Annotated in this window: 24 protein-coding genes; 13 read left to right on the forward strand and 11 right to left on the reverse strand. The window is 34.2% G+C overall.

What is annotated here, in order from left to right:
• Positions 1–159: 159 nt before the first annotated feature.
• From AC1Q7L_RS19175 to AC1Q7L_RS19185, 3 genes are read right to left on the reverse strand one after another with little or no spacing between them, the layout of a single operon-like run.
• A complete protein-coding gene (locus AC1Q7L_RS19175; RefSeq protein WP_492307312.1) occupies positions 160–1479 on the reverse strand; it encodes a rhamnogalacturonan acetylesterase in 1320 nt (439 codons plus the stop codon).
• A 3-nt stretch (positions 1480–1482) separates the two neighbouring features.
• Positions 1483–4338, reverse strand: a complete 2856-nt coding sequence (locus tag AC1Q7L_RS19180; RefSeq protein ID WP_492307311.1) for a glycoside hydrolase family 2 protein — start codon at positions 4336–4338, stop codon at positions 1483–1485.
• Complete coding sequence (locus tag AC1Q7L_RS19185) at positions 4338–5717, reverse strand: rhamnogalacturonidase (RefSeq protein WP_492307310.1); 1380 nt, start codon at positions 5715–5717, stop codon at positions 4338–4340. Before AC1Q7L_RS19185 ends, AC1Q7L_RS19180 begins: the two co-directional genes overlap by 1 nt.
• Before the next feature lie 560 nt (positions 5718–6277).
• On the opposite strand from AC1Q7L_RS19185, the gene AC1Q7L_RS19190 reads away from it, so the two are divergent.
• The 7 genes from AC1Q7L_RS19190 (at position 6278) to AC1Q7L_RS19220 (ending at position 12501) form a co-directional block, all read left to right on the forward strand.
• A complete protein-coding gene (locus tag AC1Q7L_RS19190; RefSeq protein WP_492307309.1) occupies positions 6278–7222 on the forward strand; it encodes a 3',5'-cyclic-nucleotide phosphodiesterase in 945 nt (314 codons plus the stop codon).
• A 210-nt stretch (positions 7223–7432) separates the two neighbouring features.
• A complete protein-coding gene (locus AC1Q7L_RS19195) occupies positions 7433–8521 on the forward strand; it encodes an NADH:flavin oxidoreductase (protein WP_492307308.1) in 1089 nt (362 codons plus the stop codon).
• 406 nt (positions 8522–8927) lie between these two features.
• Complete coding sequence (locus tag AC1Q7L_RS19200) at positions 8928–9293, forward strand: DsrE family protein (RefSeq protein ID WP_492307307.1); 366 nt, start codon at positions 8928–8930, stop codon at positions 9291–9293.
• Between the two features lie 89 nt (positions 9294–9382).
• A complete protein-coding gene (locus AC1Q7L_RS19205) occupies positions 9383–10264 on the forward strand; it encodes a helix-turn-helix domain-containing protein (RefSeq protein WP_492307306.1) in 882 nt (293 codons plus the stop codon).
• Positions 10265–10278: 14 nt separating this feature from the next.
• Entirely contained in the window at positions 10279–10746 is a 468-nt protein-coding gene (locus tag AC1Q7L_RS19210) for a nucleoside deaminase (protein WP_492307305.1), read from the forward strand.
• 68 nt (positions 10747–10814) lie between these two features.
• Entirely contained in the window at positions 10815–11447 is a 633-nt protein-coding gene (locus AC1Q7L_RS19215; protein ID WP_492307304.1) for a phospholipase D-like domain-containing protein, read from the forward strand.
• A 355-nt stretch (positions 11448–11802) separates the two neighbouring features.
• The gene (locus AC1Q7L_RS19220) at positions 11803–12501 is read left to right on the forward strand and encodes a DUF1826 domain-containing protein (protein WP_492307303.1); all 699 of its coding nucleotides are present in this window, start codon (positions 11803–11805) and stop codon (positions 12499–12501) included.
• A gap of 147 nt (positions 12502–12648) precedes the next feature.
• Here AC1Q7L_RS19220 and AC1Q7L_RS19225 read toward each other — a convergent pair whose 3' ends face one another.
• From AC1Q7L_RS19225 to AC1Q7L_RS19250, 6 genes are all read right to left on the reverse strand, one after another.
• Positions 12649–13263 (reverse strand): chromophore lyase CpcT/CpeT, encoded by a 615-nt coding sequence (locus tag AC1Q7L_RS19225; protein WP_492307302.1) that lies wholly within the window; start codon positions 13261–13263, stop codon positions 12649–12651.
• A gap of 376 nt (positions 13264–13639) precedes the next feature.
• Positions 13640–15025, reverse strand: a complete 1386-nt coding sequence (gene mnmE, locus AC1Q7L_RS19230; protein WP_492307301.1) for a tRNA uridine-5-carboxymethylaminomethyl(34) synthesis GTPase MnmE — start codon at positions 15023–15025, stop codon at positions 13640–13642.
• 347 nt (positions 15026–15372) lie between these two features.
• A complete protein-coding gene (locus tag AC1Q7L_RS19235; RefSeq protein ID WP_492307300.1) occupies positions 15373–15951 on the reverse strand; it encodes an NAD(P)H-dependent oxidoreductase in 579 nt (192 codons plus the stop codon).
• Complete coding sequence (locus AC1Q7L_RS19240) at positions 15948–16973, reverse strand: saccharopine dehydrogenase family protein (protein ID WP_492307299.1); 1026 nt, start codon at positions 16971–16973, stop codon at positions 15948–15950. Before AC1Q7L_RS19240 ends, AC1Q7L_RS19235 begins: the two co-directional genes overlap by 4 nt.
• Before the next feature lie 54 nt (positions 16974–17027).
• On the reverse strand, positions 17028–17594 hold the full coding sequence (locus AC1Q7L_RS19245; protein WP_492307298.1) for a Crp/Fnr family transcriptional regulator: 567 nt from the start codon (positions 17592–17594) through the stop codon (positions 17028–17030).
• 315 nt (positions 17595–17909) lie between these two features.
• Positions 17910–19679 (reverse strand): aminopeptidase P family protein, encoded by a 1770-nt coding sequence (locus AC1Q7L_RS19250; protein WP_492307297.1) that lies wholly within the window; start codon positions 19677–19679, stop codon positions 17910–17912.
• Between the two features lie 510 nt (positions 19680–20189).
• Here AC1Q7L_RS19250 and AC1Q7L_RS19255 point away from each other — a divergent pair.
• The 3 genes from AC1Q7L_RS19255 to AC1Q7L_RS19265 are packed head-to-tail and all read left to right on the forward strand — an operon-like array spanning position 20190 to position 21938.
• Positions 20190–20627, forward strand: coding sequence for a DUF6526 family protein (locus AC1Q7L_RS19255; protein ID WP_492307296.1), 438 nt, complete (start codon positions 20190–20192; stop codon positions 20625–20627).
• A 28-nt stretch (positions 20628–20655) separates the two neighbouring features.
• Positions 20656–20823, forward strand: coding sequence for a phosphatidate cytidylyltransferase (locus AC1Q7L_RS19260; protein ID WP_082891177.1), 168 nt, complete (start codon positions 20656–20658; stop codon positions 20821–20823).
• 11 nt (positions 20824–20834) lie between these two features.
• Positions 20835–21938 carry a DNA topoisomerase IB gene (locus AC1Q7L_RS19265; RefSeq protein ID WP_492307295.1) on the forward strand — a complete coding sequence of 368 codons (1104 nt, stop codon included), beginning with the start codon at positions 20835–20837 and terminating at the stop codon, positions 21936–21938.
• Between the two features lie 208 nt (positions 21939–22146).
• Here AC1Q7L_RS19265 and AC1Q7L_RS19270 read toward each other — a convergent pair whose 3' ends face one another.
• Positions 22147–22650, reverse strand: coding sequence for a hypothetical protein (locus AC1Q7L_RS19270; protein WP_492307294.1), 504 nt, complete (start codon positions 22648–22650; stop codon positions 22147–22149).
• 137 nt (positions 22651–22787) lie between these two features.
• On the opposite strand from AC1Q7L_RS19270, the gene pruA reads away from it, so the two are divergent.
• The 3 genes from pruA (at position 22788) to AC1Q7L_RS19285 (ending at position 25329) form a co-directional block, all read left to right on the forward strand.
• A complete protein-coding gene (gene pruA, locus AC1Q7L_RS19275) occupies positions 22788–24413 on the forward strand; it encodes an L-glutamate gamma-semialdehyde dehydrogenase (RefSeq protein WP_492307293.1) in 1626 nt (541 codons plus the stop codon).
• Between the two features lie 249 nt (positions 24414–24662).
• Complete coding sequence (locus AC1Q7L_RS19280) at positions 24663–24881, forward strand: cytochrome C551 (RefSeq protein WP_410692592.1); 219 nt, start codon at positions 24663–24665, stop codon at positions 24879–24881.
• Positions 24882–25125: 244 nt separating this feature from the next.
• Entirely contained in the window at positions 25126–25329 is a 204-nt protein-coding gene (locus AC1Q7L_RS19285; RefSeq protein ID WP_492307292.1) for a hypothetical protein, read from the forward strand.
• Positions 25330–25431: 102 nt separating this feature from the next.
• On the opposite strand, the gene AC1Q7L_RS19290 is transcribed toward AC1Q7L_RS19285, so the two are convergent.
• Positions 25432–26328, reverse strand: a complete 897-nt coding sequence (locus tag AC1Q7L_RS19290; protein WP_492307291.1) for a phage tail-like protein — start codon at positions 26326–26328, stop codon at positions 25432–25434.
• Positions 26329–26550: the final 222 nt, after the last annotated feature.

Here is a 26550-nt window from a genome sequence, read left to right on the forward strand (position 1 = left end):
GGTTTTACCAGATGATGTTCATATTTTAACCGGTTGTGGATGGTATTATTGGTATTATCCCGATTTTTTTCATGATGTTATTCACATTTTACACCGGGTTTCACCCGGAGCTATTCATATTGAACCACTTCGTGGTTCGCCTGTTTAACCATTTATTTTTCAATTTCCATCAGGTTTTAAAGATTCCATAAAGATACTTTCAGGCCAATGAAATTTTTCGGCTGCATCAGGTTTATTTGGATCAAAACCTTTGTAATTTTTGGAAACAAATTTACTCAAAGGCAATTTTTGGTCTACAATACTTTTTACCACACATTCTGCCAATTCATAAGCTCCATATGTATTAAAATGAGTGTCATCTGCCAAAGCATTCGGTTGATTCGGATAAGAATTTGCGGGATAATAGACAAATGCTTTTTTAGAATTTTCAGGTCCCATCGCTTCGAATAGCGTTTTGCTCATGGCATTTAAATCGATTAAAAATACATTTTCTTCTTTTGCAATTTCACGCATCGCGGAAGGAAAATCATCCAAAGTATTGACAATTTTATTGTTTTCATCAAAAACATGACGATTCATTGAAGTCACCAAAACCGGAATCGCTCCCAGTTGTTTCGCTTTATTAATCCATTCTTTTAACCTTTTTCTGTAGCCGGATTTCGTGCTGTTCCCATACTTTTGGTCATTATGTCCAAACTGGATGAACAGATAATCTCCGGGTTTTATCTTATTCCAAATTTTATCAATTCGGTGGCGGTCTTCAAAGGCTTTCAACGTTTCCCCGCTTTCGGCATAATTGGCAATCACGACTTCTTTCGGAACAAAAAAATACGGCAACATCTGTCCCCAAGAAGCCCAAGGCTCGTACTGCGCATCCACAACCGTCGAGTCTCCTGTAATATAAATCGTTTTTGCTGTTTTGTTGGGTTGAATGATTAATGCACAAACTTTTGGAGCTTTATTATTAAATTCAATGGTCAACAAATTATCCCAATGCAGATATTTTGTTTCTCTCGGTTTTAATTTTACGATCCCGATCTGAGTTCCGTTTTGATTACGAATGATGCTGTCTTTAACATGAACGGTAATTGATTTTTCAATGATTTCCTTTTCTTTTGTTTTCACATCATCCAGCATCAGACGGCGATTTTCTACACGAACCGTCGTTTCAGAATTGCCTTTGCTGTCGCCTAACGCTAATTTTATATCATAATTTCCTTCAGGAATTACCACCGAAAAATAGAAAGGTTTGTCGCTGGTGATATAGTCTCCCGTCAATGCATTTCCTCCATTGTCAACGGATTTTAAATTGGAGATATCCATAAATCCATAGCCAATTTTCTTGTCAAATTTTGAGGTTGAAGTGATTGGAATAAATCCGTTTTCCGTTCTGTTTCCGCCAAAATCAAACTTGAAAGTTGTCTGTTGCGCGAACAAAAACGAGCTTAAAAAAACCATTAAAAATCCTATCTTTTTCATAATTTAATCCGTTAAAATGTTTTCTTTCGGCATTGTAAACTGTTTATTTTCATCACCTAAATCCGGCAAACCGAAATAAAAATAAAGCGTTCTTTTAAAAGTTCCGTTGAGATGATTCTGTTCGCTTTCCTTTCCTAAAGATTCAGTTTTATCGTTAATGTTAAATGCCAAAACAGTTCCCAAAGGCGGAATTGCATCTAAAAATGAAATATTTCCGCTTGGTAATTTCGGATAACCTTCGGCACCGTAAATTCCATAAAAATCAAAGAGTCTTACAAACATCTTTTCTTCTTTTGTTCCGATCGTAATTTTCCCTTCTGCAGTATCAAGCTGCAACCAGGAAATATCGTCATAATATCCTTTAAATTCAGGATAAATCCAAGGTGAAGAACCTGTTCTTGTTGAATTTTTCAAATTTTGCCAAACATTAAACGTCTGTCCCTGAGTACGGTTTTTCCAGACGTGATAAGGACCTTTTCCCAGCCATTTTGCATTGATGACATAATTTTCGGGATAATCAAAACTTACGCCTACAAACGGATAATCGCCTGAAAGTGCATATCCGTAATTTAACTCTAAAATTCCGTTAGGATTCAGCTTCCAAATTATTTTATTTCCGTTTTTATAGGATACTTCAATGATTTGATTTTTCCCTTCCGCAAAAGATTTTATGGATAATAATTCTGTTTTTCCATTCACGAAAACCGGTCCGTTTCGGAAGGTCATTTTCTTGCCTTTTTTATCTAAAATAACTGATTTTAATAATCCGTCTTTTTTACCGATTGAAAATTCTTTTTCTTCTGATTTTAAAATAAATAATGAATCATTTTCCACAACAGAAACAGGAAATTCTTTCGTTAAAGTTTTCTGAAACTGTTTTGAAATTTCATCATTAGACGAAATTTTCCAAGTCCATGTGTAAATCTCTTTTCCGAAAGGGTCGGTCGCTGTTAATGATAAAGCTTCACTTTCTTTCCAGTTTTGAGGAAGATTTAAATTGATATTTCCTTTTTCTGTCGGTTTAATATTCGGAGATTCTGCTTTTCCTTTTTGCAGAACATCAAATCCTGATTCTGAGGAATATGGTGTTTTAAATTTGATCAATTTCCATTCAAACTGACATTCATTTAAATTCGTGAAATGATATCGATTTTCCACAGGAATATTTCCGTTAAAATCGTTTGAAATCGTTTTAATATCAATTTTTACCGGACTGTAAATTTCGCGGATCGCATAAAAACTTCCTTCTTTTTCACGATGCGGACCCACAACTCCATCCGGAGCATTGATCGCATTTACATCAATCTGATTATTGAAATCGGTTCTCACCAAGCCCTCATCTGCAAACGCCCAAATAAAACCTCCGGCGCCTTTTTTTGAGTTCCAGTGAAGTTCCCAATAATCGGCTAAAGAAGTTCCGCCGCCGCCATCATCCTGCGCGTGCAAAAATTCGGTCGGCATATAAATATTTTCTCCTTCGAGGATTTTTTGTGTGCTGTAATAATCTTCGTAATGATTACAATCAATCCCGTTGAAAGCATTTCCCGGCTTGTGATGCGCGTGAATGACGGGGCGATTTGACACATCATATTTTGCAAATTCTGTATCCAAATCAAAATTATGTCCGCCTTCGTTTCCGTTGCTCCAAAAAATGATCGAGGGATGATTGGCATCTCTCGTAACCATTTCTTTCACGAGTTTTTTCCCAACTTCTGTGCTGTATTTTTTTTGCCAACCCGCCAATTCATCCAAAACATACAATCCTAACGAATCGCAAATTTTTAAAAATGATTTATTGGGCGGATAATGCGAACAGCGAACGGCATTCATATTCATTTCTTTGATGAGCTGAACGTCCATTAAATCGATGTTTTTGCTGACTGCTCGACCCGTTTCCGGCCACCAAACGTGACGGTTAATGCCTTTCATTTTAATCTTGGTTCCGTTGATGTAAATTCCGTCACCTTTTCGGATTTCAATGGTTCGGAAACCAAATTTTTCTTCGGTTTCGTAGATGTTTTTTTTATTTTTATTTAAAGTGAATTTTGCTTTGTATACATTCGGAGTTTCTGCCGTCCAAAGTTTGGGATTTTTAAAGGAAAACTGGATTTGTTTTAAAGTATCTCCTTTTTCAATTTTAATTTGAGATTCTCCAATCAAAATATTTTTAGCATCAAATAATTCTACTTTTAAATTATTGACTGAATTAATTCCTTTTAAATGAATATTGGAACGAAAAGTTCCGTCTGCTTTTGCATCAATTGATGTTGAAGAAATGTTTTCTTTTGGAGTTGCCTCGAGATAAACAGGTCTGAAAATCCCTCCTAAAATCCAATAATCTGCAAGACGTTCAGCATTGTTGACAGATTTGTCAGCGGACATTTTGGAAACTTTGACTTCGAGAATATTTTCTTTTCCAAAATTTACTTTGTCTGAAACATCATATTTAAATTCATAAAAAGCGCCTTGATGAATTGCTCCGGCAAGTTTTCCATTAATTTTCACTTCGGTGTCGGTCATTGAGCCTTCAAAAACGATGTTGATGGATTTTCCTTTCCATGAATTTGGAACCAAAAACTTGTGTTTGTATAAACCTACTTCATCATTAAATTTAAAATTTTTACCGTACGTCACATAATCTCTTCCATAATTGTACGAGCCAAATCCCTGCTGTTCCCACTGAGAAGGAACCTGAATTTTATCCCAATTTCCGGATTTCCGACCTCCATTTATCCAAAAATCCCATTCTTTCGTATGCTCAGAATCTGTCCCGCTCAGGAATTGAATTTCCTTACTTTGAGCATGCAGCAATTGGAAGCACAAACATAACAGAAAGAATATTTTGGAAGAATAATTCATTATTTTTTGCCTTCGTCGGAATCGTCTTTTTTATCGTATGATTGACCTAAAGAAGCTACTTTGGTAACATTTACATTCGTTTTCTTTACATTTTCAATAGCATTTAAATTCTGTTCTTCAGGTTTTAATGCTTTGATTTTCAGATTTTCCAACGTAAAATCTTTCAACTCGTACAGGTCTGATTTTTCAATATCGAAAGCTGTTTCACAACTGATGTCTATATTTTTTAAGACAATATTATTTGCTAATCTCCTTTTCGGCGCTTCTTCTCCTTTCAAATCAAAAAACTGGCTCCAGCCTTTTACAAATAAGAAAGTTTTTACGTTTCCTTTGATATTGTCAAGCGTAATGTATTCGTAATGTTGCGGCGTGTCCGGACGCATTTTCAAATGCAGCAATCTCGAAGCATCATTCACTGTCGAATTTCTGAAAATGATATTGTAATTGTGAATCGATTCGCTTCCGCAAGTCAATGCAGAATGGCAGAATCCGAAAGTGTTGTTTTCAATGATAATGTTTCTGTTTTCACCATTATTTGGGTCTTTATCTGCTTTTGGACCTTTTCCGCCTTTCAATGCAATGGCGTCGTCGTTTACTGATAAATAACAATTTTTAACTAAGAAATTAGAACACGCATCAATATCAATTGCATCTGTACTTGGTGCTTTTACAGGCTCTTTTGGAGCTAAAATTGTTAAATTTAATAACTTTACGAATTGACTTTTATAATAATGTGTACTCCAGAAAGGTGAATTTTTTACGGTAATATCTTCAATCTGAACGTTTTTAGAATTTGAAATGTAGATGATACGAGGTCGCATTTCATCCATATTGGTGCATTTAGGATTCCATTCACGTCTTTTCCAGAATGATTTCCAGAAGCGTAAACCATTTCCGTTCAGTGTTCCTTTTCCTGAAATCGTAAAACCGTCCAATCCGTCTGCATTTATTAATGCCGGAAAATATTTTACGGTTTGTCCTTCCATTCTTGTTGTCACGACCGGAAAATCGTTGATGTCATCACTTCCTTTTAAAACTGCTCCTTTTTCTAAATGTAGATGTGTTCCTTGTTTAAAAAAAATAGAGCTTATCAAAAATGTGCCTTTTGGAACAATAATAACTCCTCCTCCATTTTTAGCTGCATTATCAATGATCGCCTGAACCTGTTTTGTCTGGAGAATGGTGCTGTCATTTTTAACTCCAAAATCTGTAAGAATATATTTTTTTCCTAACTTATTAATATCTGTCGGTTTGTTATCTCTAAACCATTGCGGAATGTCCGTTCCATCCGGAAATTTATCCTGACTCTTCACCGCTGATGAAAAGAAAAAAAGTATGAACAGAGATAATAGGAATTTTGATATATTTTGAAATTTCATAATTATTTTCAGTAAATCCTGAATTATTTTAATTAAACTAATTAACAAAAATAAAAATATACATTTTAGGAACCTACAGCATCCTGCTCTTTCATGTGGAGAAGTTTTTGGTTGTTGGTTGCTCGTTGTTGGTTATTAGTTAATCGCAAAGGCGCAAAGTTTTCATATAAATTATTCTTTTTAAGGCGCAAGAATTTTATCTGCGATAAAATTTAGTTACAAGTTATATCCATATAATTTTTCATGCCGGAGGCATCTAAGCGTACTGTTAGAAAAAAGAATAGAAAGATTTGCGCCTAGACGCTTCCAGTATGACAAACTTTGTAGAGACTTCAATGTTGAAATAAAAGACTACAACCCTAGCCCCGATTGGCGCGACATCCTTTTTGGTTGCAGCCGGAGCGAAGCGGAGGCCGTAACCAAAAAGATACAGCAGAAAGCGGGAAATTGCTCCTTAAAAAAATTAATTACAATTAAACATAGTCAAAAAAGCTTCAAATAAATAGTGTAAATTTGCCCTGAATTACCATGAAAGTTCAGTTTTTTAAGTTTTAATTATAATGAAAAAAATAAAATTTTCTTTATTTGCGATCTTGTTATCCATTGCTTCTCAGGCACAAAATTTTGACCTTATTCCATTAGGCATTTATGGCGGAGAACAGGAAGATAATTTATCGGCTTATTTGGTAGGAACGCCCAATGACAAGTCGTTTCTTTGTCTTGATGCAGGAACAGTAAATGCCGGAATTCGAAAAGCCATTGAATTGAAAAGTTTGACCGGAACATCCGAAGCTGTTTTAAAAGATCAGATTAAAGGATATTTTATTTCTCACGGTCATCTGGATCATTTATCTGGGTTAATTATCAATTCTCCGGCTGATTCTAAAAAGGATATTTATGCTATTGCTCCAGTAATTCAAATTCTTCAAAATCATTATTTTATAAATGATACGTGGATTAATTTTGCTGATCAGGGGCAAAAACCAATACTCGGAAAGTATCATTATAATGAACTGCAAGAAGGAGTGGAAATTCCAGCCTCAAATACTTCTTTTTTCCTGAAATCTTACGAACTAAGTCATGTAAATCCTTATAAAAGCAGTGCTGTTTTAGTAAGAAAAGAGGACCATTATTTGCTGTATTTTGGCGATACCGGCGCTGACAGAGTTGAGAAATCTGATAAATTGAATACTATTTGGAACGACATCGCTCCATTGATAAAAAAAAGACAATTAAACACGATACTAATTGAAGTTTCTTTTCCAAACAGTCAGTCTGAAAAGTCGCTTTTTGGACATTTAACGCCTAAATTATTGTTAGAAGAATTAAGAAAATTGAAAGAAAAAATCGGACAAAAAAATCTTGAAAACCTTAATATCGTAGTCACTCACAGAAAACCAACAGGTAATAATCCGGAGATTATAAAAGAGGAATTATTGAAAAATAATCCGTTGAAAGTCAATTATATTTTCCTTGAACAGGGCAAAAAAATTAGTTTACCTTAGACTATATAAGCTTTAGAAAGATCAAAAAGAAGGATTGCCAACATGGTAATCCTTTTTTGATTTCAGAAGTATAGTTTTAATATTTTCAATTTAATACTCAAAAACATCCATTAAATAGTAAAAATCCTCCATTTTTCGCGAACTCCCATGAACGCATCTTTGCAACAGACAAAAATTGATACAAATAAAAAACCATAAAATTTAAACAAAATGTCTGTTTCAGATTTATTCAAACCACTTACTTTGCTGCATGGTCCGGCAATGAGAAACCGTTTTATGTTGGCACCATTAACCAGCCAGCAAAGTGATTTTGACGGTACAGCATCTCAATATGATCAATCATGGATTGAACAGCTTTCGCAAAGTTGTTATGGACTGATCCAAACCAGTGCCGCTACTGTGGAAGCAGGAGGTATTGCATTTGAACGTCAGTTAGGCATTCACAGCGATGCCCATTTGCCGGGTCTGGCTCAAATGGCCACAGCAATTCATGAAGGAGGCGGATTGTCTGCTGTTCAGCTACACCATGCCGGACACCGAGCCAAACCATTATTAGGAGGAATACCCTCTCCTGCTTCGAGCAAAACGTTGCCCAATATTAAAGCCATCACAACTGAAGAAGTAGATCGAATTCGTGACAGCTTCATCGCCGCGGCAAAAAGAGCGCAATTAGCAGGATTTGATGGAGTTTCAGTTCATGGTGCTTTTGGGTGGATTCTTTCGGAATTTATGTCTCCGGATTTGAATGACCGTAAGGATAAGTACGGTGGTAGCTTAGAAAATCGGGCACGTTTCACGATTGAGGTTATAGAAGGAATTCGTAAAGCATGCGGTTCTGATTTTCAGATAGGTTGGCGACTGTCGATTGAACGTTACGGATTACGTTTGGAAGAGTTACGTGAAATTACTGCCGATATTTTTGATCGTGAACTCATTGACTATTTGGATCTGGCTCTTTGGGATTCGGCTCAGGTTGTTCGGGAAGGAAAGTTTCAAGGAAAAACTATGCTCAGCGTTTTTACCGAACTTCCTCGTAAAGGTGTGCGCTTGGGGACTGCCGGTAAAATTATGAGTGCACAGCGTGCGGGAGAGCTTTTGGATGAAGGCTGTGATTTTGTTTTAATTGCACGGGCAGGTATTCTTCAGCGTGACTTTCCTCTTCAGGTAAAGGCAAACCCGATGTATGACAGTCCAGAACTTCCTGTGACGGCTGATTTTCTTCGTCAGGGAGGATTAAGCGAACGTTTTATTGATACGATGCGAGGATGGCAGACGTTTGTAAAACCGGGTTCTTTGTAGAAATTTTAAAATTAAGACTTAAAATTTAGCGAGCTTTCATGAGAAAGTTCGCTTTATTTTTGCAACATGTTGTTCAAAATTAAAATTATTGATTTATTGACCATTTTTATGATCGTAAATCTCTTTTGAATTAAAACCGCCACCCTAGCCCAGATAGAAACGGTTACCCCGCAGTAAGAGTTGGAGCGTGGGAGGGTTTGAGCGATGGAGTGTGGCAGCACGAGGAGTATGAGTGGATAGCTGGAAATAGCTCCTTAAAACAACAATTCGACAAAGTCAGAAAAGCTTTAAATAAAACAATCATTTTTAAATTTTTCTCAAAAAAATCTCCATTATAAAGTAAAAATCGTCCATTCTTTAAAAACCGTTATTCCCACATCTTTGCAGAGTAAATAAATTTTTTATAATGAAAAAAACAGCAATTATTATTCTTTCTGATCCCAAGGCTGGCTCAGAGGAATCACTTGGACGAGTATTTAACGCTTTAGCATCAGCATATGAATTTAAGCATGCGGGTGAGGATGTAAAAATCATTTTTCAGGGAGCAGGTATAAGATGGCCAGAACAACTTGAAAAACCTGAACATCCGGTGAATGGACTTTACAAGGAAGTGAAAGATTATGTACACGGTCTTTCGAAAGGTTGCGTTGCGGTGTTTGGTACTGAAATTTCCGGTTATGATTTATTGAATGATAATGAGGTTCCGGGAACTCCAGGTCTGCCAAGTTTTCTTAATCTGAGAAATGAAGGTTATGATATTTTAATTTTCTAGCCAAACTTTGAAAACTGTCCTCTGATTTCTTCGGAGGACGGTTTTTTAATTCTAAGATTATAAAAAATATTAATTAAATTGTAAGCATTATGTTATCTCAATCTGTATATACACTCGTGAACCAGCAGAATGGAAATTTAGCTTTCAAATTATTTGAGTTTGATAACAATAGTTATTTTGATCATATTCAGCGTAATAATTATTTTACGCTTATACTAATAACTTCCGGTGAAGGAACTGCTAAGGTTGATCTGTGTGATTATTCATTTAAAGAGAATACATTGTTTGCATTCTATCCTTATCAGCCATTTATGTTGTGTTCGGAAAAGCCATTGAGAGGTATTTCGATACAGTTCCACCATGATTTCTTTTGCATCTACCGTCATCATCAGGAAATTGCAGCTAACGGTATCTTATTCAACAATATCTATCAACAGCCATTTGTTTATTTGGATGAAAGCTGTAAAAGTACCATCATGAGCCTTATTCAAGGAATTGCAAATGAACTGAAAGATGAAGCTTTCAGGAAAGACGAAGTGCTTGTTTCTTACCTTAAAATTTTGCTTGTAATGGCCACGAGATTAAAATTAGACCAGCAATCTTTTCAAAAAACAGGAAATAATGATGTAAAACAACAATTTATTATCCAGAATCTTAAAAATGCGATAGAAGATAATTTCAAAATAAAACATTCGGTTAGTGACTATGCCGATATGTTGCATCAAACTCCTGCTTCACTTGCAAGAATCACAAAAAATCATTTTAATAAGACACTTTCTGACCTGATTACCGAACGAATTATTATTGAAGCAAAAAGAGAATTATACCTCACCGATAAAACGATTAAAGAAATAGCCTACGAGCTCGGATATGATGACGAATACTATTTCAGCAGGGTTTTTAAAATTAAAACAGATATATCGCCCCAAGTTTATAGAAATACTATTGGCTTCAATAGAGGTGAATCTTAATTAAAAAATAAACAATGAACAGCAACGATAAATATATGTTTGAATGCATTGAACTCGCCAAACAAGCATTAGAAAAAGGAAATCCTCCGGTCGGATCTCTACTGGTTTTTGAAGATAAAATTATAGGCAGAGGAATTGAATCCGGAAAATCAACAGGCGATATCACTCAACACGCAGAAATTTTAGCGGTTAAAGATGCATTGGAAAAAGGACATAAAGATATTTTGGATAAATCTATCATGTTCTCTACTCACGAACCCTGTATTATGTGTTCTTATCTCATCAGGCATCACGAAATTTCAAAAATTGTCTTTGGAGTTTCTGTACCTTTTGTTGGCGGGCAATCTTCAGAATTTAATATTCTTGAAACTGAAACTGTTCCGAAATGGGGAAATCCTCCCATTATTGAATCTGGTATTTTGCAGCATGAATGTGAAATGCTAAATGAAAAATTTAATGCTTATCTTTCAAATCAAAAATAATTTACGCACTAACAGTAGTACATATTGATATTTTTTCAACTTTGACAAGTAATCATAAAATATGAGGCATGAATTACATAGAACCATTAGAAATTTCATCTAAAATCATGACTTTGATTGATGAAGCCGAAGAAGAATTAATTATTGTTTCTCCTTATGTAGACATTAATGATTGGGAGAAAATGAAAAAACGTCTAAAACTGGCCGTAAATAGAAATATAAAAATTTCATTTTATTGTAGAGCTAATGCACATCAAAATCTGGAACCGTTGCGAAAAATAGGCATCGAACCAATATTAATAGAAGATCTACACGCAAAAATTTACCTGAATGAAAATATGGCCATTGTAACGTCTCAAAACATGGTGCTCTATTCAGACACTAATTCGCTAGATATAGGGCACTACACCGAAGATTATGATCAGATAAAACCACTACGAAAATTCGTCGATAGGTTGCTAAGCAGTCAAAAAATACATTTTAAATATTCCGAAAAGTTTGATAAAAGTGCTGAAGATTATACCAACAAGATAGCATTTGAGAAAAAAGATGTCGAAATTTTATTAAAAGCATTAAGAGAAAGTTTTTATCATGCTACATACACCCCAACCTTAACATATATTTTTTCTAATAACCTTTTTGATTTTTGTGATACAATCATTGGTTCAGATTACGTGATTAAACTATGGAAAAAGAAGTGAGACTATGAAGGAATTAGCAATACATTAAAAAAGATCAAAACAAGAAAGCTTAAACATAATTTTGAGACATATCTAAAACCAACTCATGGAGACTATTATTACTTCGGATTTAGACCAATTGACGAAATAAATATTGATAATCTGGTGGAAGATTATTTGGAAATTACTAAATCTATTTCAGAAACGATTTGAGAGTCAATAATTTTACTCGAAAATTAGAACACAGATTGCTAATAAGAGAATTTGATGAAAACAATTTAACATTCATTGAAAAACCAATAGTTACATTATATTTTTTTCTAATCTATTCCTTATTTTTGTAAAGAATTAAGCTATTAAATATTTCTTTAAAAAAATGAATGATAAGTTTTCTGACAGCAATCAAATTGGATTAGTTTCTACTTTTTCTGAACTTATAAATACCGATTTTCAGGGAGAAATGAATTCAATTTGCTGGAATAGAAATTTGAATGGAGATTTTAAAGAAATTGTATCTCAACTTCATTTAAAAGAGAACATTACGGAAGTTTCCATTGAGGATCTTTTATCACTACAACTTTCAGAAAATGGAAATATCGCAAGAGAAATTATTTTAAATGATTTACAATTATTAACCGATTTTGGAGCATCACCTTCTCTTAATTTACTTAAAAATTATGAACGAGATGAGGAGCTTGATTTCATTTCAACAGATGTATATTCTTTTCATGTAGATCGTTCAACTATTGGTACTAATACTTTTTTATGTACTTATCACGGTGCTGCGAGCGATATTATATCCAATAATGAGGTTGAACAAAAAATTTTGATTTCAGAAATCCGCGAAAAACTTAAAGAATTACATAATGGTTCGGAAGCAGAATTTGAAACCTTCTTAAAGGAATATTATTTTGATTTGCATTATCAACCTAAACCTAATGCAGAACCAATAAATCTGGGATTAGGACATCTCTGGAAATTAGCCGTAGATCATCCCGAACAGAAAGTTTTACCTTGTGTTCATAGGGCTCCAGTTGAGAATGATGGGGAGTATCGTCTGCTTTTGATATGTTAAAGGATTATTTATTAAACTTTTACAAATTGTAATTGAACAACTTTTTATTATTTAGCCTTCTATTTCAAAGAGTAAAAATCTTTTTTTAATAACAAAAAGCGACAACTAAATAGTGTCGCTCAGTATAAGTTATCATTTGAATGCTAATTATTTTTCAAATATATATCCGGATTTTACTGCACCCCAAACCTGTTTTCCGTCTTTATCAAATCCCTGATCCCAAGAAAGAATTTGATCAGTTGAAACGAGAACTTTTGATGTAGCATAAGTAGCACCTCGAAGTTCACTTGCACAGGTTTTTATTCCGGTCTGACCAGAAAACTTGTTTTTTTCGATTCGCTTCAAAACAACTTCGCAACCATGTTTCGGATCAAGCTCATTTTCATAAAGTTTCTCAAATGCTAAGGGATCGTTCCATTTTCCTATCCAATCTTTTTCATTTCTTAACGTATATATTTCACTTACAAATTGATTTTCATTACGTTGTGTAATTTTATAAATTCTAACCCTATAAGGCTTGTCCTGCTTATTTGTAAGTGCCTGTTCTACATATAAATAGTTACCCCTATCTTTCCAAATTGGAATCATTTTCAATGAAATATTGAAATAAGTTGAATCTACCTTAGCTTGTTTTGCAGAAGAATAAGTACCCTGCATAGTTGATACCAATTCATTAAGATAGGCACTGTTTTTATTTTTTTTGATTTGGCCACTGCACGCAAAAGTTGCAAAAACTGCAAGAAAAAAAATGTTTTTTTTCATTTAATTGAATTAAAGGTTATTAATGTTTTTATTTAAAATAGGATTTGTTAATTGTATTTGTTTACTCACCCCGATTGTTTGGAATGCAAATATAAAAAACATTTATAAAAGTCCATAAATTTAGTAGACTTTTATTTTATTAATTAAAAACTTATTGATTTTCGATACTAGTTTGGATTGAAGTTTATAAAGTAATTCACTGGTAATCCTTATTACAAAATAAGAAATACTGCAAATTTCACTTATGTTATTGTGTAGTAAATTTGTCCCAAAGACTTTTTATAAATTGATATATTTAATAAACATGAAATAAAAATCCCCTTAAATATTATATTTAAAGGGATCTTTGTATTATTGGAGTTGCAATCTATATATTCTACTTTCCGATACAAAACTTAGAAAAAATATTCCCCAACACCTCATCATTCGTCACTTCACCGGAAATTTCACCAAGATATTCCAAAGCATTTCTCAACTCATAAGCCAGCAATTCCGTAGAAATCTGAAAAGTAATCGCTTCCTTTACTTTATTCACAGCATCCAAAGACTTTCCTAAAGCTTCAAAGTGACGCTGATTGGTAATCACCACGTTATTTTCTGCAGATTTTAACTGTTCAACATAAGAAGATAACTCGTTTTTAAGGTCTTGAATATTTTGATTTTCAACGGCTGAAATTTTAATAAAATCAAATTCCTGAGAGATTTTGCTTCTGAAAATAGTTTCGACTTTTTCGTAGGTTGTCGGAGAAACTTCATCAATTTTTGTAGCACAAATAATCAGTTTTAAATCGTCGCGTTGCAACGATTTAATCATTTCAATATCGTCAGAAAAATCTTCTGTTGCAGCATCGGCTAAGTAGACCAAAATATTTGCATTTTCAACTTTTTCTTTGGCTTTTTTGACACCAATTGCTTCAATTTCGTCTTCTGTATCACGTAATCCTGCTGTATCAATCAAGCGAAAAGCATGACCTTTAATATGAAGAATTTCTTCAATTGTATCTCTCGTTGTTCCGGCAATGCTGCTGACAATCGCTCTTTCTTCTTTCAATAAAGCATTCAGTAAAGTCGATTTTCCTGCATTGGGTTTTCCGATGATGGCAACGGCAGTTCCATTTTTGATGGCATTTCCGTATTGGAAACTTTCGATCAGAGAATTTAATTTTAATTCAATTTTATCAAGTAACTGATTCAAAGCTGATCGATCGGCAAATTCTACATCTTCTTCTGCAAAATCAAGCTCCAATTCAATTAAAGAAACAAAATTCAACAAATCGGTTCTTAAAAACGATATTTCATTTGTAATTCCACCTTTCAACTGATTAATTGCTACTTTTCTGGAAGCCTCATTTTCTGAAGCAATTACATCAGCAATCGCCTCAGCCTGAGAAAGATCTATTCTTCCATTAATGAAAGCACGAAGCGTAAATTCTCCTGCCTTTGCCATTCTTGCTCCATTTTTGGTCAAGGTTTCAAGAATACGTTTTCCAATGTGCGGAGAGCCGTGAAAAGCAATTTCTACAGAGTTTTCAGTCGTAAAACTTTTCGGTGCCAGGAAAATAGACAGCATCACCTCATCAATCGCTTCATCGCCATCCATAAAATAGCCGTAATGAATCGTATGAGACTTTTGTTTCGCCAAATTTTTCTTAGGAAAAGACTTCTGAACGACAGATAAAGCATCGTTCCCCGAAACTCTGATAATGCCTAAAGCACCTACTCCATTGGCCGTAGCCAGTGCACAAATGGTATCGTTATTCATGGTGCAAATTTACGATTTTTAATGGCACAGAACTATATCGTTTATCTATTGTGCTTATTTTTAGGAGCTATTTCCCGCTTTCCGTTACAATCTTTTTTTTCAAAAAAGGATTTTCTCTACAATCGGGGCTAGGGCATTCGTCGCCAACATTACTTTTTGTCATTGCGAGGAGCGAAGCGACGAAGCAATCTCTTAATAATCTTAACAACTTAAATAAATCTTAATATTTAATTTTTTAACCATTAGGGTTGTTTTAAGACTTTAAGACAGTTAAGTTTGAACATTATTTTTAAGTTGAGATTGCTTCGTCGCTTCGCTCCTCGCAATGACGGTTTTTTTAAATAAAATTACTTCTGTTTTACTCCCAATAATTTAATTTTCGCAAGCCACTTTTCACGTTGTTTATCATCCGAAGTTTTTATAATTCCTACATAAGTAACTTTCACAGGTTTTATTCCGCAAAATTTTAATACTGATTTTTTAAGCTGATTTACACTAGGTCTTCCAAAGAAAAACCGGTAATAAAAACTTGGCTGATCTAATGTTGTAATGATGTGAGCCGATTTTCCTTTCAACAATTTATCCCACCAAACAGAATTTTCTCTGTATCTGAATGCAAAACCTGGCAGAAAAAGCCGGTCAATAAAACCTTTTGTGATGGCAGGTAAACCACCCCACCAAACAGGATGAATCCAAACTAAATGATCAGCCCATTGAATCTTTTCCCAAGTGTTAATTAAATCAGGTTCTAATTCCATTCTTTTTTGATATCCAAATTGCAGATTCGGATTGAAGTCTAAATCTGCAATTACAATTTCCTGAACTTCAGCTCCCGACTGTAACACTCCGTTTTTATACGCTTTTGCAATTCCAAAATTGAAAGAATCTTTGTTGGGATGACCGTTAATGATTAGTATTTTTTTCATTCCGTTACTTGTATATTGATGGTTTCATAAGCATTTAATGATTCAAATAATGAAGAATCTCGATAAAGTTGATGACTGAAATAAATTTGAGTCTCATGATTATTTTTCAACAATTCTTCTACATGCAAAACAGCCGATAATGCGGTTAATTCAGCTTGTCCTTTTGTACTTTGTAAGCTTATTTTCTTATTCCCATTTTTAGTTTTTACTACAATTTCAAAAACTGACTGATCTCCATTTCCACTTGATCCGAAAATCATTTTTCTTTCCTTTAAAGATAAGATATTAAACAGTTTAATTTTCTGAAATGCACCCAACAACCAAGTAATAAATTTTGAATTATAAGTCATTTTTACCCTGACATTCGGTATTTTTTCAATTTGATTTAAAATATACAGATCAGGAACATCAAAATTATACGCCTGTCGCTTACCAATTCCAAAAGAAAATTCAAACGGTTCAGAATCCAGAAAATGTTTGATAGAAACAGGTTGGTTATTTTTATAATTCACAAAAGGTTTAGCTACATTTTCCGCCATAAAATGAGCCGAACTTTCCCCAGCCAGATCTTTCACAGAATAATACACGAAAAGTTCAACACTTTGAATATCTTCCATTTCTATAGAAAATGAATTGATCAATCCGCTTACAATTCCGCCCATCCAACCTGAACTGAAAACGATTCTGCTGTTGATTGGTTGCTTTTTAGCAAAATCATATGCTTTGGTAAGAGCCGGAGTCGGTTTGGTAATATCCAGATAATCTATTTGATTTTCAATCGCGAAACGAAGAACATGATCATCTTTATCGTTCACAGAAAGTATAATCACATCGATTTTTTTATCGAGAATTATTTGAAATGTTTGAGGTTTTGTAACATCGATGATTAAATCATTTTCCATTTTCCCTTGCTTTCTACCTCCGATGAAAATATTACTATTTGGATTTCTTGATGCAAATATGCGGGCAATGGTTTTTCCGACCATTCCATTTCCGCCGATAATTAAAATGTTTGACTTCATATATTTTTTTTCACAAAACTATAAAGCCAAAACTTCATTGTATAGGACAAATGTCTAAAAAGAAATCTCTTTTCGGATTCGACTTAAGTGACGCTGCGTAATTCCCAAATAAGAAGCCAAATATTGCAATGGAATTTCCTGAATATAATTAGGTTGATTTTCCAACAAAGTAACATACCGCTGTTTTGCATTGTCTCTTTGCAACTGAAAAAAACGTTTTTCCAATTCAAGATATTCCTGCTCGGCAATTATTTTTAAAAACTTCATCCAATTCGGATAATTCTGAACCAATTCATCAATTTTATCTTTCTTTAAAATCAACAGATCAGCATCAGAAATAGCCTGCATCGTTTCCACACTTGGAGAACCTGAAATAAATGATGAATAGGAGGCTAACAAATCGTTAGGAAATCTGAAACAATACGTACTATCCTTTCCTTCCTCAGAAATATAATAAGAACGAAAAATACCCGATCTGATCAATGCGATTTCTTTACATTTTTCACCTTCCTGTATGAAAATCTCGTTTTTATTCACTTTTCTGACTTCAAAAAGGTGTGCGAAATCTTCAATTTCATGTTCTGAAAATATATTAAAACTGCGAAAGAAATCCTGTATCATTTTAGACTGTGTGTAACTTTTTATCAAAAATAAGCAAAACTCAAAGGTTTAGTCATTAAAAAACAAAAATCACTTCATGAACTGAAGTGATTACCGCTTTTGAATTTACTAAGTATATATGAAGATATGAAAATGATGTCTTTTTGTTGATACAAAGATAGATCACCTCATATTTTAACCATTCAGGGGAATCCCTAGAAATTTATCCGTGAAAATACGGTTGTTTATATAAAAAGGCCTTGTAACAAGAGTCACAAGGCTTTTAAAATTTATCTAATATCTATTTTACTAGATTTTTTTTCTTTTTTAAATTAATTAAAGTGGACTTACCAATTCTAAGAACCATTCTTTAACCTCACCTTCCAAATATGAAGAAATTTTTTCTTCACATGTTTGGTGATATTGATTTAACCAAGCTATTTCATTTTCTGAAAGAATTTCTTTCACAATTGTATCTTTAAAGAATGGACAGAAAGTCAATGTTTCAAATTCATAGAAAGTTCCGTGAATTGTTGTTTCTGCTTCTTTTACAGCGATCAAGTTCTCATGACGGATTCCGTAATCTCCTTCTAAGTAATACCCCGGCTCGTTTGAACAAACCATTCCTACTAAAAGATCCTGAGGATTCAAGTCTTTTCTGATGTTTTGAGGACCTTCATGAACGTTCATGAAACTTCCCACACCGTGACCTGTTCCGTGGTTGAAATCTTTACCTTCCATCCATAACGGAAGTCTTGCGATTGCATCAAGATGAACACCTTTTGTTCCTTTCGGGAATTTCACCATCGATAAACGGATCAATCCTTGTAAAACCAAAGTGGAATTTCTTTTAAAATCATCAGAAACAGTTCCTAAAGAAAACGTTCTTGTAATATCCGTCGTTCCTTCAAGATACTGACCTCCTGAATCAACTAAAATACTTGAGTCGTTCGTAACCTCCTTGCTACCTTCACTTTTTGCGGAATAATGCATGATTGCACCATTATCTTTATATCCAACAATACTTCCGAAACTTTCTCCGACAAAATTTTCACCTTCTGCACGGAAACCTCTCAGTTTTTCGCCGATAGAAAACTCGGTCATTGCTTCTTTTCCGGCAGTGTGTCTTAGCCAATACAGGAATTTCACCATCGCAACACCGTCTCTAACCATTACTTTTCTGAAACCTTCTAACTCAGTTTCGTTTTTCTGAGCTTTCATTAAGTTTCCGGGAACAGCAGCTTTAATGAATTGATTATAAGATTTTAAAGCATCATAAATCGATTGATTACTGTTTGGAGAAACTAAAACCGTTTCGTTTTTAACTGTATTCAAATGATTGTAGAATTCTTCGTAAGGCATCATTTTTACGAAAGACTCATCCATTTGCTTTCTCGCTTCAACTTCTAATTTTTCAAGATCGGTGAATAAGATTGCATCGTTTTTAGTGATAATAATATAACCTAAAAATACGGGATTGCTTTCAACATCGCTACCTCTTAAATTTAAAGTCCAAGCTACATCATCCAGGCTTGAAATGATATGAACCGTCACTTCCTGATCTTCCATTTTCTGACGAATGGCAGAAATTTTATCTGTAACCGACTTTCCAGCCCATTTTACAGGATGCACGAATATTGGATTTTTTGAAGGTGTCCCTCTGTCCGTCCAAATGGTTTTTAGAAGAGGAAGATCAACGATCGTTATGTTTTTTGAATTTAATTTTTGAGAAAGCAATTCCCAGTTTGCGTGAGAAGTTGCTACAGCATTTACCGCTACTTTTCCGTTAGTTGGAATTTCTGAAATGATCCAGTCAATATAGTTGGGAGTTCCTTCCATTCCGTCTTTGAAAAGATCGATTCCTGAACCGTCTAATTCCAGAGCAGCCTGTGTGAAATATCTTCCATCCGTCCAAAGTCCGGCTTTATTTTGAGTAACAACCACAAAACCCGCAGAACCTAAAAATCCCGATAACCAAGACCTTTCCTGCCATTCTTCAGGCAGATATTCACTCATGTGCGGATCTGCAGAATATACTATAAATGCATCAACATTATTTTTCTGCATTTCTTCACGAAGCGCAGCTACTTTTTCCTTTGAAGTCATTTTTTTATTTTTAAAACACCGAAAGTTACAAAATTTTTGAGTTTTGGAGGATGATTCTATGAGTTTTTTAAACGCAAGGTTCGCAAGGTTTTTTTTCACTCATTGAAAATATTTTTCGATCGCAAAGGCATTTCACTCTGCGAAGGTTGAAAGTTTTTTGTCATCCTATATTTGCATTAGTAAAACATAGGATGACCGGTATTTGTAATTGTGACTACCACCCTAGCCCAGATAGAAACGGTTACCCCGCAACAAGCATTGGAAAAGGCATTGGCGTGAGGAGTATGAGTGGATAGCTGGATTTAGCTTCTAAAAAATAAAATAATTGGAGATTGCTTCACCTTCGGTTCGCAATGACAATTTTCAGGCATTATCTTACTCAAAAACAGCTTATAACATTATTAAGAATTTTCAATCATTTAAGATAATTAAACAACATTTAGGTACCACAAATATCAATTATTATTAAAAATTTAACTTTTTGGAAAGATTCTTGCTACATTTTACATTATGGAGAGTCAGAATTACAAAAATCACAGGAAATTTTATCCACCTCATCATTTCATTTATCTTCCATTATTAATTCTGTTGGAAGTTTTTGGAATCTATAAAATTTTTAATGATGAGCAGAACAAGTTGGCTTGGGAACTATTTTCGATTGTTATTTTTCTGATTTTTTATCTGGCTTTCATGGTTCGGCAACATTATGCCATTGGATTACAAAACCGTTTGGTAAGGCTTGAATTTAAACAAAGATATTTTGAGATCTTCAATCAGAGATCAGATGAAGTGGAGGAAAAATTAAGTTTTAGTCAGATCGCAGCTCTTAGATTTGCTTACGATGATGAATTTAAAGACCTTTTATATAAAGCTTTACACGAAAAAATTTCAGGAGACGAAATTAAAAAATCCATTAAAAACTGGCGACCAGACCAACACAGAATTTAGAATAATAAACATCAAAAAATAAATTATCATGAAAAAATTATCATTATACAGTATGACGATATTCAGTTTGTTATTATTAACAAGCTGTGAAGCAGTAGAAACAATCTTTAAAGCAGGAATGTGGTGGGGAATAATAGTAGTGGTAGGCGTAATAGCTATTATTTTGTGGCTATTTTCTAGGGGTAAGAACTCTTAACCAGATTTTATATGGACAATTCAGACTTAGACATCATTTCTCACCTCAAACCTTCTAAGATTGTTAAAATTATGAAAGATCCGGAGGCTTCTGCAAGGGCGGTAAATCTAATTTACACGTCCGACGCAGAATCTGCGGGTATTATTCGTAAAAAAAAGGGTAAAAAATACTCTTATTTTAAAGACGGAGAACGAATTAAGGATAAGGAAGAAATTAAACGAATCAATGGATTGGTCATTCCTCCGGCATGGGAAAATGTATGGATTTGCGCTTTAGATAACGGACATCTTCAGGCGACAGGTTTTGATGCTAAAAAAAGAAAACAATACCGCTACCACCCTCTTTGGAGCGCGTTGAGAAATCATACTAAATTTTACAGAATGTTGCAGTTCGGGTATGCCTTACCTGAAATTCGTCTTCATATTGAACAGGATTTAGCGTTAAGAAATTTCGAAAAAAGAAAAATTTTAGCCTTGATTGTAAGTTTGATGCAACGCACCAACATTCGAATTGGAAATAATGCTTACGAAAAACTGTATGGTTCTTTTGGTTTAACTACTTTAAAAGATAAACATGTAAAAATCAAAGGGCAAAAAATGACTTTTTCGTTTAAAGGGAAAAAGGGAATTATGCATAAAATTGATCTTAAAAGCAGAAGACTTTCGAGATTGGTTCAGAAATGTAAAGATATTCCGGGGAAAGAACTTTTTCAATTTTTGGATGAAGATGACAATCGCCATTCGATTGATTCCGGAATGGTGAATAATTATATTAAAGAAATCAGCGGTGAAGATTTTACGGCAAAAGATTTCAGAACGTGGTCTGGAACGGTGAATGCTTTAATTGCCTTTAAAGAAATCGGTTATGCAGAAAGCAATTCTGAGTATAAAAAGAAAGTAAAAGAAGCGTTAGAAATGGTTGCTTCTCATCTTGGAAATACAAGTACGGTTTGCAGAAAATATTACGTTCATCCTTTGGTTATTAATCTTTACGAGAATAATTCCATCAAAAAATATCTTGATGAATTAGAACAAATTGAAGAAAATGACGGTAAAGCAGATCTTACTCAGGAAGAAAAGCTTGTTTTGAAAATTCTTGAAACGGAGAAAATGTAATGTTAAAAGTGAATTGTTAATGGTCAATTTGCTTCGCCGTCAATTTTCATAGACCTTGTCAAGTTAAAAGCTGTATATCTTATAAAAAAACTGGAAATTTAGATTTCGGCTAAAGCCAAATTAGTTTATTCAAAAGAGAAAATGGGCTAAAGCCCATTCCTATTGATATTTAAAATTGTTTTTAATTATAATAAATCAGTTGAAAACCTTAATTCCCAGGAACAATTGGTGGAAAATTTTCACCTTCCGTCATCTCTATTATCTGTGCGTTTTCATCAAAAGAAACATCAATAGCTCCTGATAAAAATTCAGATAAATTTTCAGCACATTTTTGTGCAAGTGATGTAAGTTTAAAAGGATGATATCCCATGGGCATGGTTGTAGTTCCATCATCTTTCAAGATCTCATAAGTACCTTTTATTAAACTTTTACAGTTTTTCTGATTAATATTAATCTGGAATTTATTTTTATCAACGAAATGTAATACATCAGGTTTCGTATTGTCTTTATTTAAAAAAAGCTTGCCTTCTTTATAATTTTTCATATCAAAATACCACTTTGAGCCTTTTAAAGTGCCATTCAACAATCGATCTTCGGGAGTCTTATATTCTTCTATTTGTGGCTTTAAAGGAATTTCTTCCATAGTTTTTTTCTTACGCTGTGCAAAAGCAGTTTGTGAAAAGCATAAAAGAATGAGAATTATTTTTTTCATTTTATAATATTGTAAGGATAAATCAAATATATCATTATTATAAACAATAAAATTGAAATAGTTTCTATCGATTTTTTGTCCAAATTAAATGTTGTAAATTTGTATCATTAGCAAATTAAAAAATAATACAACGTAATATGTCAAAAGCAATTTCGCAAGTACCATTTGCAGTAAATGAACCGGTAAATTCTTACGCACCGGGAACTCCAGAAGTTAAAAGCCTTATCGCTCAATACAAAAAAATGTGGGCAGAGAAGATAGAAATCCCAATGGTTATCGATGGTAAAGAAGTAAAAACTGGTGATACAGTTCAGCTTCAGTCGCCTCAGGATCATGCTCATGATTTCGGTTTTTACCACAGAGGTACAATGCAACATGTAGATGATGCCATCAATTCTGCATTAGCTGCTAAAAAAGAATGGAATGAGCTAGGTTGGGAACACCGTGCTGCAATCTTTTTAAAAGCTGCTGATCTATTGGCAGGACCTTACAGAGATGTAATCAATGCGGCTACAATGATCGGACAGTCTAAGAATGTTCATCAGGCTGAAATTGATGCAGCTTGTGAGTTCATCGATTTCTTGAGATTCAACGTAGAATTTATGACAGAAATGTATTCTGAGCAGCCGGTTTCTGATGCAGGAATCTGGAATCGTGTAGAATACAGACCATTAGAAGGATTTGTTTTTGCAGTAACTCCGTTCAACTTTACAGCTATTTCAGGAAATTTGCCAACTTGTATGGCAATGCTTGGAAATGTAGTAGTTTGGAAGCCTTCTGATAAGCAAATCTATTCTGCAAAAGTAATCATGGACGTTCTTATCGAAGCTGGTCTTCCAAAAGGAGTTATCAACATGATCTTTACAGACGGAAAAGAAACTGCTGAGAAAGTTTTGGCAAACAGAGATTTTGCCGGACTTCACTTTACAGGATCTACAAAAGTTTTCCAAGGAATGTGGAAAATGATCGGAGATAATATTCATAACTACAGAACATACCCAAGAATTGTTGGAGAAACTGGTGGAAAAGATTTCGTTATCGCTCACCCTTCTGCTAATGTAGAGGCTGTGGCAACTGGTTTGGTAAGAGGTTCTTTCGAATATCAAGGTCAAAAATGTTCTGCTGCTTCTAGGGCTTATATTCCTAAATCTCTTTGGGCTGATGTGAAAAAAGTAATGGAAACTCAGATCGCTTCAATTAAAATCGGTTCTCCAGAAGATCCTTCAAACTTTGTAAATGCAGTTATCGATAAAAATTCTTTCGAAAAATGTAAAGGATATATCGACAGAGCGAATGCATCAAGCGAAGCAAACGTTGTGATTGGTGGAAAAGTTGACGATTCTAAAGGATGGTTTGTAAATCCAACAGTGATTGAAACTACAAATCCACAGTACGAAAGTATGGTTGAAGAAATCTTCGGACCTATCTTATCTGTTTTCGTTTACGAAGATGCAGACTGGTCAGAAACATTGAAAATTGTTGATTCTTCTTCTCCTTATTCATTAACAGGTTCTGTGTTCGCACAAGATCGTTATGCGGTAAACGAAGCTTTCAAAGCATTAGAAAATGCATCCGGAAACTTCTACATCAATGATAAGCCAACTGGTGCCGTTGTTGGTCAGCAGCCTTTCGGAGGTGGTAGAGCTTCAGGAACTAACGATAAAGCAGGTTCTAAAATGAACTTACTAAGATGGACGTCTGTAAGATCTATTAAAGAAACTTTTGTTTCTCCTAAAGATTACAAATATCCATACCTAGGATAATAAAAGATAATTGATCATTGATAAATGATTATAAAGCCTCGGAACTTTGGTTTCGGGGCTTTTTTATTTTTTTATTTATATTTGAGAAATGGCTTTAAAAATTAAATATTATTTTGAAAACTAATTATTGTTCTACATTACAATCAATTTTTAACAAATTTTAAACTATTTTATTGATATTTTAATAATTAATAAACCCATTTCGGAATAGTTATTGAATACTTATTCATACACCAAAGGATAAATATTATGAAAAAGTTTTTGTTATTAAGTTTAGGTTTAGGAATAATTGCAGTGAGCTGCGGAACTAAAGAATCATCAATGTCGTCAAGTAGCTCCGATTCAGCTGCAGTAGATGCTAATACAATGCAATCTTCAAAATCTACTACAGACTCGACAGTTACCACGACAAATCCTGATAGTATCAAGATTAAGATGGACAGTGTTACTGCTCCTGCAACCAAATAAAGTAAAACATTAAGTCTAACTTTAACACGGAAAATCCACAGATGAAAGCTCTGTGGATTTTTTTATGCCCGTTTTTGAATATCTTAATTTTTTTAATAGGATTTTATCCTATTCTTGGTTAAGTCGCCCCTTTGGGGCTCCCTGTTTGATTGGGGATTTATCTAGCATCTTTTATCTTTTATCTTTTATCTTTTATCTTTTAATCATTATATTTGATTACTACTAAACAATTAAAGAAATTATTATGAAAAAACTATGGATTGGAGCCGTTTTAGGTTTATTTTTTTTAGGAAGCTGTGCAGATAAAAAAGCAAACAGAGAAGAATTTAAAGACGAGCATGATAAAAGTGCGATGAGAAACGATATGGGAGATTCTGCTGTTGCTAATTCTGAACATGCACCTGCCGACACAATGAAAGTAAAAACAGACACTGTAAAAATTAAATAAATAAAACAAAACCGCAGAAATTCTGCGGTTTTGCACTTAAAAAAACTTGACTGAAAAAACCGGGCAATCATCCCGATTGTATTGTATACGAACTTTCTTATTCTATTCTCCGCCTAAATAAATAAACGTATTTACAACCAAATAAGCAGACCTGTTATCCAGAGAATCTCCGCTTCCACCTGTAGGAACAGTTGCAATCCCCGCCAACGAGTGTGTATGTGCTCCTCCGGTTGCTGTATTTCCCATGATACCAACTCCACCCCAAGAGGTAGGTGTACTGTTACCCTGATAGTTTCCAGAACCGTTATTTCCTACCGTAGTTCCTCCTAAAAGAAAACCACCTTGTCCTGCAGCGTGACTGTGCGCTCCACCACTCTCGGCGATACCGCTTACAACACCTACAAAATTAATGTTAGGTAGATTTGATCGCTTAAGCGTTAATAAATTTTCTCCACCTTCACTTCCTAGCATTTCGGTACCACTTCTACTTTTCAGCACTCTATCTGTAGCATCCGGTAAGCTTTCTGTAAAACCCAAACTTACCGCAGCCGACTGTGCTTCTGCCGGAAGTGTGGAAATATTTCTTCCATTCAATAAATACCATCCATTATGGTCAAATGATTTTACTGAATTTTTGATATCACCTGAACTTTTAGCATTCAGTGTTTTTTCATCTCCCTGCATCATTTTCTGCCAGATTTTTCCATCGAAAAAATAAAGTCCAGGAGAGGTTACATTCGTTGTTTTTGAAGTTACTGAATTTACCGGAGCGGTTGCATAAACAATAGTTCCGGCATGTAAATCTGAGTATTTTGCATCTCCTGCTCTCATTTGATCTCCCGTAAGTCTCGGGGGCAAAATACCCTCCGCTGTTGATCCGTCGCGCTTTTTTGCGGCTACATCCAAGCTCGCTATTGGTTCAGCCGTATTAATTCCTATCTGCGCAAAGGCAAGATTTGATAATACAGATGCCATAACGACTGTTAAAGTTGTCTTCATCCGTTTAATTTGTTACTAGTTTAATGGTTATTGATTGGCGCAAAATACTCCTCAATATTTTACACCAGCTAGTAGTTTTTGGTTTTAGTGTTTAGGTGTGGTGTTACAAGACGTCCTTTAAAATTTCTAGAAAAATTGTGACAAACTGCAGTATAAATATTCGTCCCGTAAAACTGAGGCAAATATATGAAAGTGACCATCTTACGTAAAACAAATGGCTGT

The organism is Chryseobacterium sp. GW823-FHT05E08 (genome assembly GCF_058795655.1).